This window comes from Boseongicola aestuarii (assembly GCF_900184815.1).
GTDB classification, from domain to species: domain Bacteria; phylum Pseudomonadota; class Alphaproteobacteria; order Rhodobacterales; family Rhodobacteraceae; genus Boseongicola; species Boseongicola aestuarii.
The window spans coordinates 90,916-108,082 of sequence record NZ_FXXQ01000004.1 but is presented as its reverse complement, the minus strand read 5'-3'; the positions used below and the strand labels follow the sequence as shown (position 1 = coordinate 108,082).

Genomic DNA, 17,167 nt, shown 5'->3' with positions numbered 1-17,167 from the left:
GCGCTGCCAGAGCGGCTCAAGGTATTGAATTGGAGGTCTGAGATCTTCATGCTGGCAAGGCAATCAGGACGGAACATGAAGTCGGTTCAAGCTGAAACACTTTTTCGAAGCATCGAACAGCGCCGTGATGATTTGATCGCGCTGACCCAGAGCCTTGTTCGCATCCCAACGATCAACCCTCCGGGCGATCATTATCTGGAAATCTGCGAATTCCTCAAACGGCGACTTGAGGCCACAGGATTTGAAACGGAACTGATCCGTGGGAAAGGCACGCCGGGTGACAGCGATCGTTTTCCGCGCTGGAATATCGTTGCTCGACGTGAGGGGAAACATCCGGGCGAATGCGTTCACTTCAACTCGCACACCGACGTTGTCGAAGTCGGTCAGGGTTGGACCAAAGACCCCTTCGCGGGCGAATTGGAGAACGGCAAGATCTACGGACGCGGCACCTGCGATATGAAAGGGGGCTTGGCGGCTTCGATCATCGCGGCTGAAGCTTTTGTCGAAGCCTGCCCGGATTATGCCGGAGCAATCGAAATTTCGGGGACGGCGGATGAGGAGTCCGGTGGATACGGAGGCGTCGCCTACCTGGCTGAACAGGGATATTTTTCACCAGAACGCGTTCAACATGTCATTATCCCGGAACCTCTACAGAAAGACCGGATCTGCCTTGGACACCGGGGTGTCTGGTGGGCAGAAATCGAAACGCATGGTGAAATTGCACATGGCTCAATGCCATTCCTCGGGGACTGCGCCATTCGCCATATGGCGGCTGTTCTGAACGAGATGGAAACCTCGCTTTTCCCGGTACTGGCAACGCGCTCGACCTCAATGCCCGTTGTTCCGGAAGGCGCCCGTCAGTCCACTTTAAACATCAATTCATTTCATGGCGGACAGGATGAGTCTCCAACCGGATTCACTGGATTTCCATCGCCTTGCGTGCCCGACAGCGCGCGCATGGTGATCGACAGAAGGTTCCTGATCGAAGAGGACTTTTCCGACGTCCAGCAAGAGATCCATGACCTTCTGGAGCGCGTGAAATCTCAGCGGGAAAAATTCAGCTATGACGTGCGCGAGTTACACCACGTGATCCCGACCATGACGGAAAAGACCGCACCCATCGTCGAAAGCGCCGCAAAAGCAATCAAGAGCGTTCTTGGGCAGGATGCAAAATATGTCGTTTCCCCAGGGACTTACGATCAAAAACACATTGACAGGATCGGACGGCTCAAGAACTGCATTGCCTACGGACCTGGATTGCTTGAACTTGCACACAAGCCCGATGAATACATCGGCGTTGAAGATATGCTGGATTCGGCCAGAGTGATGGGATTGTGCTTGATTGATCTTTTGACCGATGCAGGCGAACAGGGAGAAAAGTTATGAACGTCAAGACACTGACAAGCGCGATTGCTCTAACGCTTGCCGCAGGGGCCACTCAGGCCGAAACCGGCTTGATCGTGGGCATCCAACTTGAACCACCACATCTTGATCCAACCAGTGCTGCCGCGGGAGCAATTGACCAGGTACTTTATTCGAACGTCTTCGAAGGACTAACCCGATTTGGTCCCGACGGCTCGGTAAACCCGGGACTGGCAGAAAGCTGGGAGATTTCGGAGGACGGCCTCACCTACACATTCAAGTTGCACGAAGGTGTGACTTTCCATGACGGCACGACGATGGATGCTGACGATGTCGTCTTCTCACTTGATCGCGCGCGGGCTGAAGACAGCGCCAACGCGCAGAAAGCACTTTTCGCCGAGATCAAAACCGTCGAGGCTGTCGATCCGTCAACCGTTCGCGTCACTCTTTCCAGTGCGAACGGCAGCTTCTTGTTCAATATGGCATGGGGCGACGCGGTGATCGTCGCGACCGAAAGCATCGAAGACATCAAAACGATGCCGATCGGCACAGGAGCGTTCAAATTCTCCAACTGGGTGCAGGGCGACCAGATTGAGTTGGTGCGCAACGAAAACTACTGGGGAACGCCCGCCAGTCTCGAATCCGCGACTTTCAAATTCATCTCTGATCCGACTGCCGCTTTTGCCGCGATGATGGCTGAAGATGTTGACGTCTTTTACAGCTATCCGGCTCCGGAAAACCTGCCACAGTTCGAAGCCGATCCGCGCTTCGAAGTTCTTGTCGGTTCGTCGGAGGGCGAGACAATCCTTTCGACGAATAATCTGATGGAACCATTCACGGATATCCGTGTCAGAAAGGCCCTCGCGCACGCAATCGACCGCCAGGCGATCATTGACGGCGCGATGTTTGGTCTTGGAACACCAATCGGAACCCATTTCGCGCCGCACAACCCGGACTACGTCGATCTGACGGCGAACTCGCAGTACGATCCGGAGTTGGCGAAATCACTGCTTGCCGAAGCGGGCTATCCCGACGGTTTCACGACGACGCTGAAACTACCGCCGCCGTCCTATGCCCGCCGCGGCGGCGAGATCATTGCCTCGCAACTGCGCGCTGTCGGAATACAGACCGAGATCAGCAATCTTGAATGGGCACAGTGGCTTGAGCAGGTCTTCCGGGGCAAGGACTTCGGACTTACCATTGTCAGCCATACGGAGCCTTTCGATATCGGGATTTACGCCCGCCCCGATTATTACTTCCAGTACGACAACCCGGATTTCCAGAAGCTCATTGCCGATCTCACTGCCGAGACTGATCCTGCAAAACGCTCCGAGCTTATCGCGATGGCGCAGACCATTATCTCAAACGACTATGTGAACGTTTATCTTTTTCAGCTCGCCGTTCCTACCGTGGTCAAGGCTGGTGTTCAGGGCATCTGGCCCGACGCCCCTACTCAGGCAATTGATCTGACAGTCGTCAGCTGGAGCAAGTGATCGCAAACCCTCGCCCCGGTGTGCAGACCGCCTGCCGGGGCGATCTACTGATTTAAGGCGCATTTCATGGCGCGTTATTTTCTAATAAGGCTGGTATCGCTGGTCATCAGCCTGATCGTTGCCAGTGTGGTGATTTTCAGCCTGATCGAAATCATTCCCGGTGATCCTGCGGCCTTCATGCTTGGGATAAACGCTCAGGAAGACACCGTCGCGGCCTTGCGTGCCGAGCTTGGTCTCGATGTTAGTCCGGTTACGCGCTATTTCGAATGGATCGGCGGAATGATGACCGGCGATTTCGGCACATCCTATACCTATCGAACCCCGGTGACGGAAATGATCGGCGAGCGACTTTGGATTTCGCTTCCGTTGGCATTGATCGCGCTGGCATTGTCGACACTTATCGCCTTTCCCGTCGGCATTTTGGCGGCCTCTAGGCGCGGCTCGATGACCGACACGGTCATCATGGGATTCACGCAACTCGGAGTGGCCATTCCGAATTTCTGGTTCGCAATGCTCATGGTTCTCGTCTTTGCGATCAATCTTCGCTGGTTTTCGGCCGGTGGCTTTCCCGGCTGGGATGAAGGATTTCTTGCCGGACTGAAGGCACTCACGCTGCCAGCCGTATCCCTTGCCTTGCCGCAGGCCTCTATTCTTGCCCGTGTGATGCGGTCGGCGCTGGTCGATACGCTTGATGAGGACTTCATGCGCACGGCACGCGCCAAGGGGCTGAACAGGCGGCAGGCGATTTGGCGACATGCCCTTCGCAACGCGATGATCCCGGTGCTGACGATCATTGGTTTGCAGTTCTCATTTCTTCTTGCAGGCGCAATCATTATCGAGAACGTGTTCTTTCTTCCCGGTCTGGGGCGGCTCATTTTTCAGGCGATTTCCCAGCGCGATCTCATCGTGGTCGAAAGCGTCGTCATGCTACTGGTGTTCGCCGTAATCGTCGTGAACTTTGCGGTCGACATCGCCTATGCGCTTGTCGACCCACGACTGAGGCGGCAGGCATGAACACCTATCGAAACCTAGTTATCGGTGCCACGTTGAGCGGCCTTTTTGTCATCGCTGCGCTCGTCTCGTTTCTGTGGGTTCCTTACGATATCGAAAACCTGAACATCGCCGAACGGATGCGCACGCCGACACCGGCGCACCCACTTGGAACAGATCATTTCGGTCGCGATATTCTGTCTATGGTCATGATCGGTGCACGGACGTCGATTGCTGTTGCATTCGTTGCGGTCGGAATTGGCATGGGACTGGGTGTACCACTTGGACTCGCCGCGGCAGCGCACAAGGGCAGCCTTCTGGATGAAGTGATCGGACGCGGGAATGATCTTGTGTTCGCATTTCCCTCGCTATTGATCGCCATCTTGATCACCGCGACCTTCGGACCAAGCGCAGTGAACGCAATTATTGCAATTGGCATTTTCAACGTGCCCGTCTTTGCGCGACTGACGCGCGGTTCGGCACTGAGCCTCTGGAAACGCGAGTTTATCATGGCCGCCCGCGTCAGCGGCAAGACCACGGTACGGATATCAATCGAACATATCTTGCCGAACCTCTCCAACCTCCTGATCGTGCAGGGAACCATACAGTTCTCGCTGGCGATCCTTGCCGAGGCCGCCTTGTCTTATGTCGGGCTGGGCGCGCAACCACCAACCCCTAGTTGGGGGCGTATGCTTGCCGACAGTCAGACGATGATAAGCCTAGCCCCTCATCTGGCTCTCGCGCCGGGGTTGGCGATCGTTTTCACGGTCTTAGGGTTGAACCTCTTGGGCGACGGCTTGCGGGATGTTTTCGATCCGCGTTTGCGCAGGGGCCGGACATGACGCTTCTTCGTATTGAAAATTTGTCGCTGTCGATACGCGGAACGCCCATCCTCAAGGATATTTCATTGTCCCTTGACGAAGGGAAAGTTCTGGGCGTGATCGGAGAAAGCGGCTCAGGCAAGTCCATGACAGCTTACTCGATCCTGCAACTTCTGCCGTCTGGTGCCGTGACGACGGGTCGACTGAGCGTCGGGGTGATCGACACGCTCGACGCTTCCGAAGAAGACCTATGCAAGATGCGCGGCAACGAGGTCTCAATCGTCTTTCAAGAACCGATGACTGCGCTCAACCCGCTGAAAAACATCGGTCAGCAAGTGGCGGAAAGCATTCTGATCCACGAGCCAAAGACGAAGCGGACCGAGGCATTGACCCGCGCTCGGGCTGCTCTAGCAAGGTGCGAATTGCCAGAGGATCGGTTTTCTTCCTCGCTCTATCCTCATGAGTTGTCCGGTGGACAGAGACAACGCGTCATCATTGCCCTTGCGATCGCACTCCGACCGAAGCTACTCATCGCAGATGAGCCGACGACTGCTCTGGATGTCACGACGCAGGCCGAGATCCTGGACCTCCTCAAACGTCTCGTCCGCGAGGACGGAATGGGATTGATGCTCATTAGCCATGACCTTGCCGTGGTCGCGGACATAGCTGATGACATTGTCATCATGAAAGACGGTCGGATCGTTGAATGTGGCGCGGCCAGCCGCATTTTCCGCGAAATGAAGCATCCCTATACTCGCGCGCTCTATGAAGCCTCCAGCCATGTACCGGAGCGGGTACCTGCAAGAAGCCAAACACCACTTTTGACAGTGCGCGACGTCGTGCGTGATTATCGAATGCCAAGGGCTCGCCTTTTTACGAAGCCCAAGCATTTCCGGGCTGTCGATCATGTCAGCTTCGATATCTTCAAGGGCGAAAGCTTGGGGCTGGTAGGGGAAAGCGGCTGCGGGAAATCGACACTTACGCGCGCCATCCTAGGGCTTGAACAGCTTCAGGGTGGTGAGATCCTGTTGAATGGAACGCCCATTCTGCATGGAAAGAAGGTGAACAGCGGTTTGCGACGACAGATGCAAGCTGTCTTTCAGGATCCCTATGGGTCCTTCAATCCACGCCACCGGGTTGATCGATTGGTCAGTGAACCGCTTCATTTGCTTGAGGCCCCCGAATGGAGGGGCCACAGGCACGAAGTCGTCGCGGATGCGCTTCGCGCCGTAGGTCTCAGCCCCGATGATCAGTTCAAATACATCCATGAATTTTCAGGCGGACAAAGGCAACGCATCGCGATTGCCCGTGCGCTGATCATTCAGCCCGATTTGATCCTGCTGGACGAAGCGACTTCGGCCCTCGATGTCTCGATACGAGCACAAATCCTGGATTTGCTGGCCAGTCTCGCCGCAAGCCACGGCCTGACTTACCTCTTTATCTCTCACGACTTGTCAGTGGTGCGATCAATTACCGACCGGGTGCTCGTGATGAAATCCGGGCAGATCGTGGAGGAAGGTCGGACCGATGAGGTATTTGAGAACCCTAAACATGCATACACCAAGGCGTTGATCGCTGCGACGCCCGTACTGCCCTGAAACACGGCCGCTGTTTGGGCGAAACCTGTTGAAAACTCGATTGAGAAAAGCGTGTCCGAAGGGACACTCCTTACGGCCCGCCGGGCCTGACGTTTTCAAACGTTGAAACCTCTTTTTTTAGCGTCCACCCGGAGACCTCTGCATCAAAAGCCAAGAAGTGTTCGCTTTCACTGTGCAATTCGAACGCACGTCGATCTTCGTAGAGTTCATAGAGGAAAATTGCGCTCGACAGCCCGCCATCGTGACAGACGTCAAACCTGTGGCACCCTTCTTCTTTCGACAGACTATCATCCGCTTGCTGGTGCATTCTTCGCAGGAATTTGTCGAAGGCGTCCGGCCGAATATGGAAAGTCACACAAACTGCATACATGTCGAGCTCCTCAAGCCGTTGACGGAAAACGACGTCGCAGCTCCGCGACCTGCTCGTCGCTCAATGGGCGCGTTTTCATACCTTGCAAGGCAAGGAACAGCTTAGCGGTCTCTTCGAGTTCTTCTGTGGCGTAGACCGCGTCTTCAAGCGATTTCCCCGCCACGACAGGTCCGTGATTGGCCAGTAAAACGGCGTGGTGTTTCGAAGCCATTTCCTTCACTGCATCAGCCAGTTTCAGATCACCCGGGGGAAAATACGGGATCAACGGCAGGACACCGATCCGCATCACATAATAGGCCGTCAGCGGAGGCAGCACATTGGACGGATCCACACCGTGGAGGCAGCTTGCTGCCACCGAATGCGTCGAATGCAAATGAACAATTGCTCCGGCATTCGGGCGGCACTCATACATTGACGTGTGCAAGAACGCCTCCTTGGTGGGCGCATCACCATCGACAAGCTGGCCGTTCAAATCAAGTTTGGAAATCCGTGCCGGATCGAGGTTGCCCAAACTGGAGCCCGTCGGGGTCATCAGCCAGCCGTCCTCAATGCGCACGCTGATGTTTCCCGTCGACCCGAAGGTCAGGCCGCGGTCAAAAAGCGAGCGACCCAAGTCGGCAATTCTCTCTCGAATTCGGCTTTCTGACATCTTGGCGTTCCGCATATTTTTCACGACACTAGTCGGCCTAACTCGCGCTGTCGATCTGTGCCAGCACTTCGCGGGTAACGGCTTTCGTACCCATATTTCCCCCGAATTCCATCGGGTGTATTCTGTTCGCTTCAAATCCAGCCTGAACGGCATCATCCACCATACGCGCGGCCTCTGCATAGGCATCCAAGCCGGTTCTTTCGGCCAGATAATCCAACATCAAGGCACCGCTCAGAATTGCGGCCAATGGGTTGGCTTTGTCCTGTCCCATGATGTCGGGAGCCGTTCCGTGTGCCGGTTGAAAAAGCCCGTGTTCGTCGCCGATTTCCGCACAGGCTGCCATTCCCATACCCCCGACAAGCCCGCCCCCAAGATCGGACAGAATATCCCCAAACATATTCTCCATCACCAGGACATCGGATTCCCAGGGCTGCCGGATCAAATTCAAAGCCTGAGCGTCAACATAGGCGTAATCGTGAGCGATATCCGGATACTTCGGCGCGATTTCATCGAAGATCTTTCGGAAAAAGGCCATTGAATTGAAAACGTTAGCCTTATCAACACAGGTTACCTTTCCCTGACCGCCACGATCTTTACGCCGCGTTGCCAGGCGAAACGCGAAGTTGTGGAGCTTCTCAGTGGTCGTGCGCGTTATCCGCAAGATATCGCGCGCTTCGCTGTCGCCGATGACTTCGCCGCGCCCATGGACGGCTGCCGAATAAAACAAACCCTCAGTCGATTCTCGAAGTATAATCAAATCGATCGCAGCAGCCCTCGGGTCAGCAAGTCGTTGGGGGGCATTCGGATAGGCTTTGACTGGCCGAACACCCGCGTAAAGCCCATAACGATCGCGCAAGCGCAAATGTGGAGCAATTTCCGTGCCGTCCGGACGCCGGACGGACGGCAATCCAATCGCGCCCAGAAAAATCGCATCAGCATCTCCCGCGCGTTCCTCCCCGTCCTGCTCAATGTCGAGACCAGTTTGTTGAAAATAGCCGGCTCCAGCTGCGATCTCAGAAAAAACAAGTGCCTGACCGCCTGCCCTCGAAACCGCAGCGTTTACAACTTCCATGGCAGCATCCGTGACTTCCACGCCGATCCCATCACCCCTGATCAATGCGATTGTTGTTTGCCGTGTCATCTGCGGCGCTCCTGTTTGTTGGACGGACACATCATAAATGAGGCAGCCGATAGTCTTCGAGAATGGAGATCAGTTCCACTGAAGTCCGCTGACGGTGTTTTCGAAACGCCTCTCGCGTTCCTTCGGCGTCACCACGACGCAGGAATTCAAGAATGATCCTGTGTTCTGCAGTCGATATGATCGGAGGCTCCCGCAAGCGGAGGGTCACCATGCGCGCGCGATGGGATTGATCGAAAAGCGCTCCTACGAATGCTGCCAGGCGCTTGTTTCCATGAAGTCTGAGAAGCGTTTGATGAAATCTGTCATCCGCCTCGACCCACCTATCGAGGTCGCCCTTGTCCAGCGCGTCAGTCATATCCTGCGTCGCCTGATCAAGTGGGTCGATTTCTTTCTCGCTGGGCTGGCGGGCAGCAAGGCACGCCGCGGCTTCTGGTTCAAGCGCGGTCAGAATTTCGTAGATCTCTCTCATATCGTCGGCACTGATAGGCAGCACCCGGGCACCTCGCCGCGGAACGATCTCCACAAGTCCTTCCGCTTCAAGCCGGATCAGCGCCTCGTGCACGGGGGTGCGACTCATTCCAAGTCGTGCGGCCAATTCAGGCTCTGGTTCTAGATGCCCCGGGGCCAAACAATTGGCACGTATGTCGTCCTTAAGCCGCGCGTAGGCTTCATCGGTCCGACTGATAGATTTCACTGACTTCATGGCCACGCCCCCAGCCGAGCAATAATGGTTGGGGGATGTATCGTCAAATACATCTATGTATACGTTAAAATATTTCTTATTCCGGACGCGACTGGAAAGCCCGCTGCTAAAGAGACATGCACGCTTTGAAGGCGGCGGCGATGCCCTTCATTTTTTCTGCATAAAGATCCTTTCCAGGCTCAAGGAGTGCCCCCAGCGGGTCAAGCGTACCAACCGCGATATCCGTTTCCCCGGCAAAGACATCCACAATCGGTGCATCTAGTTGCACCTCGGTGAACAAGCACGAAACGCCCTGCTCTTTGATCGCGTGTCGGATAGCTCTGACGCGTCCGGCGCTAGGGGCGGCTGCATCACTTGCGCTGATGGCACCAACTGCGCGCATCCCAAATCGGTCCTCAAAATAGCGGTACCCGTCGTGAAGAACGACAAAGCGAAGCGGCGCCACTGACCGCAAGTCCTCTTCCAACTCCTGCGTAAGCACGTTGATAACACGCAGCGAATTGCTCAAATTGCTTTGGTAAAGCGATGAATTCTCCGGATCGATCCGCGACAGTTCCGAAGCAATGACTTTCAGCCACGTGCTGGCATTTACGGGATCAAGCCATGCATGTGGGTCCAGACCCGAATGGTCATGTGTATCATGCGCCGCTTCGGCATGGTCGTGATCGTCTTCATCCTTGTGACCGTGGTCATGGTCATGGTCATCATCCTCGCCGACTTTAGCGAATGTGGCTCCCTCGCGGAACGCGCGTCGGACTGTTCCTTCGGACTCAATTAATGAGATGGTTGTTGCTGACGCCGAAAGTGTTTCAAGTGTCTCCGCCAACCAAGGAGTTAACGCGCCGCCGACCCAGAAAACCGCATCGGCATCTTGCAGGATCCGTGCGTCGGAAGGACGCAAAGAGTAATCATGTGGCGATGTGACCGCAGGCAACAAAAGGTCGGGTTCGCCGACGCCATCCATGATTTGTGCCACGAGCGAATGCACAGGCGCGATATCCGCAACCACTCGGGGGGCATCCGCAAGAGTCATTGAGGGCAAGCCCGCAATCAGAGCGCTCAAGGCAATTTTCAGAGGCTGCATTCCAATATATCCGTAATGACTGTTTCAAACGAAGTGCTTGTTAAGTGTTATCATATAACATATCAATAGGCTTCTGCACCGCATTCGGAGGGATCCATGGCACCCTTGGGTTTCGAACTACATGACCACTCCTCTTGTATCGCCTCTGCGGTCGCACGGGCTGACGCTGCATGTCGCTCAGCGGGGCTGCAGTTCACGCCCGTCCGCCGACGCGTTCTGGAAATTCTGCTTTCGGATCATCGCGCACGGGGAGCATATGAAATTCTCGATATATTGCGCGACGAAGGGCTTGGCTCTCAGCCACCGGTTGCGTATCGCGCGTTGGAGTTCCTCGTTGCGCATGGGTTTGCACACCGAATTGAAAAGCTGAACGCGTTTATCGCCTGCGGATACTCGGAAAACGCGCATACACCAGCCTTCCTCATTTGCCGGAACTGCGACGCCGTCGCTGAAACGGACGCCGCTCCAAAGAAAAGTGCGGTCGGGCGCACCGCCAAAGCCGCCGGTTTTCAAATCGAACATGCTGTCGTCGAAATTGAAGGCCTCTGCCCCAAATGCCAGGCAGGTGAATCATGACACCGCTTTTCAAAGCCGAGGCACTATCCGTGAAACTTGACGGTCAAACGGTTCTCGCACAGGTCACGCTGGCAATCATGCCAGGAGAGATCGTGACGATCGTTGGGCCGAACGGCTCCGGCAAATCCACATTGCTGCGTGCGATCATCGGTGCCGTGCCGCCTGCCGGCGGCACCTTGACCGTAAGGCCAGGACTGCGAATTGGATATGTCCCGCAGAAACTCCACGTTGATTCGACCTTGCCGGTCACGGTGCTGAGGTTCTTGTCCCTGCCCAAAAGAGTGTCCCGCAGCGAGGCGGCCCATGTGCTTGAACTTGCGGGCGCACAGAACATTGCAAGCAAACAGTTATCAGAGCTTTCAGGCGGCCAGCTTCAACGCGTCCTGCTCGCCCGAGCATTGCTTGCAAAGCCTGAACTGCTCATTTTGGACGAAGCGACACAGGGGCTTGACCAGCCCGGCTCGGCGGCATTCTACCAACTTGTCGGAGACATTCGCGATGATATAGGTTGCGCGGTTTTGATGGTGAGCCATGAACTCCACGTCGTAATGGCGTCCTCTGATCGCGTGATTTGTCTGAACGGCCACATCTGCTGCGAAGGTCACCCGGCGCATGTCGCAAGCGCACCAGAGTACCGCGCGTTGTTTGGCTCCGGGACGGGTGGTGCTTTGGCCCTATATCGGCATGACCACGATCATGAGCACTCACACAAACATGAGCACGTGGAATGAGCATGCTATTCGACGACTTTCTGATCCGGGCAACGCTGGCCGGCATTGCGGTTGCCGTTGCCGCAGCACCCTTGGGATGTTTCGTCGTGTGGCGGCGCATGGCGTATTTCGGGGATGCGACTGCACATGCCGCAATCCTCGGGGTCGCCCTCGCGCTGGCCTTCAACCTGTCGGTGTTTCTGGGGGTCCTGTTCGTCACGATCCTGATGGCAACGCTCGTGTCGCGATTGAGCGGTCGCGGCTTTGCGATGGATACACTTCTTGGCGTGATGGCTCACGCGTCTTTGGCAATCGGACTCGTTGCTGTCTCGTTCTTAAGTGGCGTGCGCGTCGATCTGATGGCCTTTCTGTTTGGCGACATTCTCGCGGTCAGTGTCACGGACCTCGTCGTCATCTGGGCTGGCGCGCTGTCGGTCCTCGCCTTGCTCGTCTGGCGATGGGATGCCCTGCTCACCGCAACTATGAGCCCCGAACTGGCGCGGGCGGGAGGTTTGGATCCCGACCGCGAGCAATTGGTACTGTCGATTACCTTGGCCATTGTCGTTGCCGTGGCGCTGAAAGTTGTCGGAGTTATATTAATCACGGCGATGCTTATTATCCCGGCAGCTGCCGCGAGGCCACTCGCCCGGACACCGGAAAGCATGGCGGTGATTGCCATCCTGGTCGCAATCATCGCAGCCTTCGGCGGTCTGCAAATGTCGCTTTGGGCGGACACCCCGGCGGGTCCCAGCATCGTCACGGTTGCGTTTTGCCTGTTCATGCTGTCCTTGATCACAGGCGCTTTCTATCGCGGCATGCGTTGACGAGTGTTTCCTTGCGAACACGGCGAAACACTGGCTCTTTGGAGATTGATGACCTTTTGAGCGAGTGCTGTTAATCCCCCATCAACCTTGTTGAGTTTGATTGCCATTATGATTGTAAAACAGACCCTCCTTCCGGATGTCTTGATCCTCGAGCCAGCGCGTCACGGGGATTCACGCGGGTTCTTCTCGGAAAGCTGGAATGGTGCCCGGATGTCCGAAGCTGGGATCGATATTCCCTTTGTTCAGGACAACCATTCGATGTCCGATGCCCCTGGCACACTGCGTGGACTGCACTTCCAGTCGCCCCCATATGCGCAGGCCAAACTGGTACGATGTGGCCGAGGTAGTCTTCTTGATGTCGCCGTCGATATCCGAAAAGGCTCTCCTACCTTCGGCAAATGGCACGCCGAAACACTTAGTTTCGAGAACGGGCGACAACTTCTCATTCCCGCAGGTTTCTTGCACGGCTTTCTCACGCTCGAACCAATGACCGAGATCATATACAAGTGCAGCGACTACTATAACGCTGGCGCGGACGGGGCCGTCCACTGGGACAGTTGCGGAATCGATTGGGGGCTGAAATCCGCACCATTACTTTCGCCAAAAGACGCGAATGCACAACGGCTGTCAGATTTCGATAGCCCGTTTGATTGGGAACCCAAATGAAGCTCTTGGTAACAGGTGGCGCTGGCTTCATCGGCTCAGCCGTTGTTCGGCAGGCCGTGCGCGACGGACACGAGGTGGTGAACCTCGACAAGCTTACCTATGCGGCAAATCTGGCGAATGTAGCGTCAGTGGACAACGCCCCGGGCTATGTCTTTGAACAAGCCGACATCTGTGACCGCGCTTCTCTGGACAGGCTCTTCAAGAAACACCAACCCGATATCGTCATGCATCTGGCTGCCGAAAGTCACGTTGATCGCTCAATCGACGGGCCGGCCGCTTTTGTGGAAACCAACATCACAGGCACATATACTCTGCTAGAGGCCGCCCGTACCCATTGGAACGAAGCAGGGCGCGCGGGCAGTTTTCGCTTCCATCATATCTCGACAGATGAGGTCTTCGGCAGTCTGGGCGAAGTAGGCCAGTTCACCGAAACAACCCCCTATGACCCCAGAAGCCCATATTCAGCGACGAAGGCGGCCTCGGACCATCTGGTTCGCGCCTGGCACGAAACGTACGGCTTGCCGGTCGTCCTTTCGAATTGCTCGAATAACTACGGCCCTTTCCATTTCCCCGAAAAACTCGTGCCAGTCGTCATTCTGAATGCACTGCATGGCAAACCAATTCCGATTTACGGAGACGGCAAGAATGTGCGCGACTGGCTCTTCGTGGAAGACCATGCTGATGCTTTGCTGACCGTCGCGACGAAGGGTACCGATGGTCGAAGCTACAACATCGGTGGCGAGGCAGAGGTGTCGAATCTGGAATTGGTGCAGATGATTTGTGCTTTGCTGGACGCGCGCAGGCCGCACAATGCGCCACATTCGTCACTGATCACTTTCGTTGATGACCGCCCCGGCCATGACCGCCGCTACGCAATTGATCCCGCACGCATCAGAAACGAGCTGGACTGGACGCCGTCCGTGACTTTGGAGCAAGGCCTCGCCCGGACGGTTGATTGGTATCTTGAAAACGAAGCTTGGTGGCGTCCGCTGTTAGCGCGCCAGGGTGTCGGTCAGCGCTTGGGAACGAACGAGTGAAGATCGCACTGTTTGGAAAGACCGGTCAGGTCGCGACAGAGATCCAGCGGCGTGCGCCCAAGGGTGTGATCGTGCAAGCCATTGGGCGAAACCGGGCGGACTTCGCGTTAGCCTCGACAGTAGCACAAGTTGCGCTGGATGTTGATGCTGACGTAATCATCAACGCGGCAGCATATACGGCTGTCGACAAGGCCGAAAACGAGGCGGATCTTGCCAATCTGGTGAACCACCTTTCCGTCGCAGCTCTGGCGCAAACCGCGGCGAAGCGCGCAATCCCGTTGATCCATATCTCCACTGATTATGTCTTTGATGGTTCAGGCGAGTTACCACGTACGCCAGATGCCCCGACCGGACCACTTGGGATTTACGGCAGGACCAAGAGGGCGGGAGAAGAAGCGATTCTTGCTGAAAACGGACCTTCCGTGATCCTCCGCACATCCTGGGTTTTCAGTGCCCACGGCTCCAATTTCGTCAAGACCATGCTGAGGCTTGGCAGGGAACGCGATAAGCTTTCAATTGTTGCAGACCAGATCGGCGGGCCGACCTCGGCTGCGGCAATTGCGGATGCAGTTCTTGCCATCGCTGCGCAACTGGGGAATGGCAGCAAGACTGGCATTTACCACTTCAGCGGCGCACCAGACGCAAGCTGGGCCTCATTCGCGCGCGAGATTTTTCGGCAATCAAAACTTGACGTCAGCGTCAATGAGATACTGACTTCGGACTATCCAACGCCTGCGAAACGCCCATTGAACTCAAGGCTGAGCTGCGACAGCCTCGCTCGCGAGTTCGGCATTCAACGCCCGGATTGGCGCGACGATTTGACAACAGTTTTGGAGGAGCTCGGCGCGATATGATCAAACGCAAAGGCATTATTCTTGCTGGCGGCTCGGGCACGCGGCTGTATCCCATCACACTTGGCGTGTCGAAACAGCTCCTGCCGGTTTACGACAAACCCATGATCTACTATCCGTTGAGCGTGCTGATGCTTGCGGGCATTCAGGAAGTTGCGGTTATCACGACGCCTGAAGATCAGTCTCAATTTCAACGCATAATGGGCGACGGAAGCCGCTGGGGGCTGAAACTGACGTGGATCACGCAAGCTTCACCGGATGGATTGGCGCAGGCTTACCTGCTTGCACGCGAGTTCCTCGACGGCGCTCCTTCTGCCATGGTTCTCGGCGACAACATTTTCTTTGGCCATGCCCTTCCGAACATTCTCAAGCGCGCCGACGAACAAGCCACCGGAGGGACAGTTTTTGGTTATCGCGTAGCCGATCCGGAACGGTATGGCGTTCTGGATTTCGATGGCGAGAACGTGCGCGGCATTATCGAAAAGCCGGTCAATCCACCGTCAAACTACGCCGTGACAGGGCTTTATTTCCTTGACGGCACCGCGCCGGAGCGCGCCGCGCAGGTGAAGCCGTCGGCACGAGGCGAGCTGGAAATAACGTCGCTTCTGGAAAGCTATCTCAGCGACGGATTGCTCTCCGTCGAACGAATGGGCCGTGGATACGCGTGGCTTGACACGGGGACGCATGGCTCACTTCTGGACGCTGGAAATTTCGTGCGTACGTTGCAGGAAAGGCAAGGCCTGCAAACCGGTTCACCCGAGGAGATCGCGTTCGAGAACGGCTGGATTTCCCGCGACGACCTGCTGAAAATCGCGGAACCGCTTGGAAAGAACTCCTATGGGAAATATCTGCGCAGCATCGCAGCCGCAAAAAACAAAACCTAGCCAAAGCATCGCGATGGCCTTGACCTCGTCGTATTTGCAATGTCTTGAAAAGCGAAATTCCTGAGGATCTGATAAATGCGTATTGCGATGATTGGCACCGGCTATGTAGGTTTAGTCTCGGGCGTATGCTTCTCGGACTTTGGGCATGATGTCGTTTGCGTCGATAAGGATCCCTCGAAGATTGATCGCCTGAAAGCCGGTGAGGTTCCGATTTACGAACCCGGGCTTGAGGCATTGCTCGCCAAGAATGTTACGGCCGGGCGGCTTCGTTTCACGCAAGACCTCGCGTCGGCATTGGAAAACGCAGAGGCCGTCTTCATTGGTGTTGGAACACCCTCACGGCGCGGCGATGGTCACGCGGATCTAAGCTATGTTTATGCCGCGGCGGCCGAGATCGCAGCGGCCGCTCGGGGATATTTGGTCATTGTCACCAAGTCGACGGTTCCCGTGGGGACAAATCGTGAAGTCAGAAGAATTGTCGCAGAGACGAACCCCGACCTTGATTTCGATGTTGCCTCCAACCCGGAATTTCTGCGCGAAGGCGCCGCGATCGACGACTTCATGCGACCGGATCGCGTTATTGTGGGCGTCGAGAACGACCGCGCCGCCGAGATTATGTCCGAAGTGTACCGTCCGCTCTTTCTGCGTGATTTCCCGATCATCCGCACAGATCTCGAAAGCGCCGAGATGATCAAATATGCTGCGAATGCATTTCTTGCGACGAAAATCACGTTCATAAACGAAGTCGCGGCCTTGTGCGAGAAAGTGGGTGCCGATGTGAAAGAGGTCGCCAAGGGCATTGGCCTGGACGGTCGCATAGGCAACAAATTCCTGCATGCGGGCCCGGGCTATGGCGGTTCCTGTTTTCCCAAAGACACTAAGGCCCTTGCACAGATCGGGCGAAATGCGTCCAGCCCGATGACCATCGTGGAATCCGTGATCAACGTTAACGAAACCGTCAAAGCCCGTATGATCGACAAAATGCGCGCCCTTTGCGATGGCTCATTTGGCGGCAAGAAGGTGTTGGTTCTGGGCGTAACGTTCAAACCCAATACCGACGACATGAGAGACGCCCCCTCACTTACGATCCTTCCGCCCGTTTCAAAAGAAGGCGGTGATGTGCACGTCGTGGATCCGCAAGGTCGTCCCGAAGGAAAGGCCCTGCTTCCCGACGTGACTTGGCATGACGATATCTACGACGCTGCCAAGGATGCGGATCTCATCGTTGTATTGACCGAGTGGAACGAATTTCGTGCCCTTGATCTAAAACGTATCGCGCGTGCCATGCGGTCCCCCCGGATGGCGGATCTGCGCAACATTTATACGGCGCAGGACGCAAGAGTTGCCGGGTTTGAAAGCTACGCCTCGGTTGGACGTACGTCATATCAACCGCACTAGTTAGCCGGGA

Annotated in this window: 18 protein-coding genes; 13 read left to right on the top strand and 5 right to left on the bottom strand. The window is 55.9% G+C overall.

Annotated elements, in window-relative coordinates:
• The first annotated feature begins 75 nt into the window (after window positions 1-75).
• The 5 genes from BOA8489_RS07770 (at window position 76) to BOA8489_RS07750 (ending at window position 6,264) form a co-directional block, all read left to right on the top strand.
• On the top strand, window positions 76-1,386 hold the full coding sequence (locus tag BOA8489_RS07770; protein ID WP_093973450.1) for an acetylornithine deacetylase/succinyl-diaminopimelate desuccinylase family protein: 1,311 nt from the start codon (window positions 76-78) through the stop codon (window positions 1,384-1,386).
• Window positions 1,383-2,855: an ABC transporter substrate-binding protein gene (locus tag BOA8489_RS07765; protein ID WP_093973449.1), complete on the top strand. Its 1,473-nt coding sequence runs from the start codon at window positions 1,383-1,385 to the stop codon at window positions 2,853-2,855. The genes BOA8489_RS07770 and BOA8489_RS07765 overlap by 4 nt, the downstream gene beginning before the upstream one ends.
• Window positions 2,856-2,921: 66 nt before the next feature.
• Window positions 2,922-3,869, top strand: a complete 948-nt coding sequence (locus tag BOA8489_RS07760) for an ABC transporter permease (protein ID WP_093973448.1) — start codon at window positions 2,922-2,924, stop codon at window positions 3,867-3,869.
• Window positions 3,866-4,687 (top strand): ABC transporter permease, encoded by an 822-nt coding sequence (locus tag BOA8489_RS07755; protein WP_093973447.1) that lies wholly within the window; start codon window positions 3,866-3,868, stop codon window positions 4,685-4,687. Before BOA8489_RS07760 ends, BOA8489_RS07755 begins: the two co-directional genes overlap by 4 nt.
• Window positions 4,684-6,264 (top strand): ABC transporter ATP-binding protein, encoded by a 1,581-nt coding sequence (locus BOA8489_RS07750; protein WP_093973446.1) that lies wholly within the window; start codon window positions 4,684-4,686, stop codon window positions 6,262-6,264. Before BOA8489_RS07755 ends, BOA8489_RS07750 begins: the two co-directional genes overlap by 4 nt.
• Before the next feature lie 70 nt (window positions 6,265-6,334).
• On the opposite strand, the gene BOA8489_RS07745 is transcribed toward BOA8489_RS07750, so the two are convergent.
• From BOA8489_RS07745 to BOA8489_RS07725, 5 genes are all read right to left on the bottom strand, one after another.
• Entirely contained in the window at window positions 6,335-6,634 is a 300-nt protein-coding gene (locus BOA8489_RS07745; protein ID WP_093973445.1) for a putative quinol monooxygenase, read from the bottom strand.
• A 10-nt stretch (window positions 6,635-6,644) separates the two neighbouring features.
• A complete protein-coding gene (gene otnC, locus BOA8489_RS07740) occupies window positions 6,645-7,283 on the bottom strand; it encodes a 3-oxo-tetronate 4-phosphate decarboxylase (RefSeq protein WP_093973586.1) in 639 nt (212 codons plus the stop codon).
• 37 nt (window positions 7,284-7,320) lie between these two features.
• On the bottom strand, window positions 7,321-8,424 hold the full coding sequence (locus tag BOA8489_RS07735) for an isocitrate/isopropylmalate dehydrogenase family protein (RefSeq protein ID WP_093973585.1): 1,104 nt from the start codon (window positions 8,422-8,424) through the stop codon (window positions 7,321-7,323).
• Window positions 8,425-8,455: 31 nt separating this feature from the next.
• Complete coding sequence (locus tag BOA8489_RS07730) at window positions 8,456-9,127, bottom strand: GntR family transcriptional regulator (RefSeq protein WP_093973444.1); 672 nt, start codon at window positions 9,125-9,127, stop codon at window positions 8,456-8,458.
• Window positions 9,128-9,233: 106 nt separating this feature from the next.
• Window positions 9,234-10,211 carry a zinc ABC transporter substrate-binding protein gene (locus BOA8489_RS07725; RefSeq protein WP_093973443.1) on the bottom strand — a complete coding sequence of 326 codons (978 nt, stop codon included), beginning with the start codon at window positions 10,209-10,211 and terminating at the stop codon, window positions 9,234-9,236.
• Between the two features lie 96 nt (window positions 10,212-10,307).
• On the opposite strand from BOA8489_RS07725, the gene BOA8489_RS07720 reads away from it, so the two are divergent.
• From BOA8489_RS07720 to BOA8489_RS07685, 8 genes are all read left to right on the top strand, one after another.
• Window positions 10,308-10,787: a Fur family transcriptional regulator gene (locus BOA8489_RS07720; RefSeq protein ID WP_093973442.1), complete on the top strand. Its 480-nt coding sequence runs from the start codon at window positions 10,308-10,310 to the stop codon at window positions 10,785-10,787.
• On the top strand, window positions 10,784-11,518 hold the full coding sequence (locus BOA8489_RS07715) for a metal ABC transporter ATP-binding protein (RefSeq protein ID WP_093973441.1): 735 nt from the start codon (window positions 10,784-10,786) through the stop codon (window positions 11,516-11,518). Before BOA8489_RS07720 ends, BOA8489_RS07715 begins: the two co-directional genes overlap by 4 nt.
• Before the next feature lie 2 nt (window positions 11,519-11,520).
• Complete coding sequence (locus BOA8489_RS07710; RefSeq protein WP_093973440.1) at window positions 11,521-12,321, top strand: metal ABC transporter permease; 801 nt, start codon at window positions 11,521-11,523, stop codon at window positions 12,319-12,321.
• Window positions 12,322-12,429: 108 nt separating this feature from the next.
• The gene (gene rfbC / locus BOA8489_RS07705) at window positions 12,430-12,987 is read left to right on the top strand and encodes a dTDP-4-dehydrorhamnose 3,5-epimerase (protein WP_093973439.1); all 558 of its coding nucleotides are present in this window, start codon (window positions 12,430-12,432) and stop codon (window positions 12,985-12,987) included.
• The gene (gene rfbB / locus BOA8489_RS07700; protein WP_093973438.1) at window positions 12,984-14,024 is read left to right on the top strand and encodes a dTDP-glucose 4,6-dehydratase; all 1,041 of its coding nucleotides are present in this window, start codon (window positions 12,984-12,986) and stop codon (window positions 14,022-14,024) included. The genes rfbC and rfbB overlap by 4 nt, the downstream gene beginning before the upstream one ends.
• Window positions 14,021-14,878, top strand: coding sequence for a dTDP-4-dehydrorhamnose reductase (gene rfbD, locus BOA8489_RS07695; RefSeq protein ID WP_093973437.1), 858 nt, complete (start codon window positions 14,021-14,023; stop codon window positions 14,876-14,878). Before rfbB ends, rfbD begins: the two co-directional genes overlap by 4 nt.
• Window positions 14,875-15,759 carry a glucose-1-phosphate thymidylyltransferase RfbA gene (gene rfbA, locus BOA8489_RS07690; RefSeq protein ID WP_093973436.1) on the top strand — a complete coding sequence of 295 codons (885 nt, stop codon included), beginning with the start codon at window positions 14,875-14,877 and terminating at the stop codon, window positions 15,757-15,759. Before rfbD ends, rfbA begins: the two co-directional genes overlap by 4 nt.
• 75 nt (window positions 15,760-15,834) lie before the next feature.
• A complete protein-coding gene (locus BOA8489_RS07685) occupies window positions 15,835-17,157 on the top strand; it encodes a UDP-glucose dehydrogenase family protein (RefSeq protein ID WP_093973435.1) in 1,323 nt (440 codons plus the stop codon).
• The last annotated feature ends 10 nt before the right edge of the window (window positions 17,158-17,167 follow it).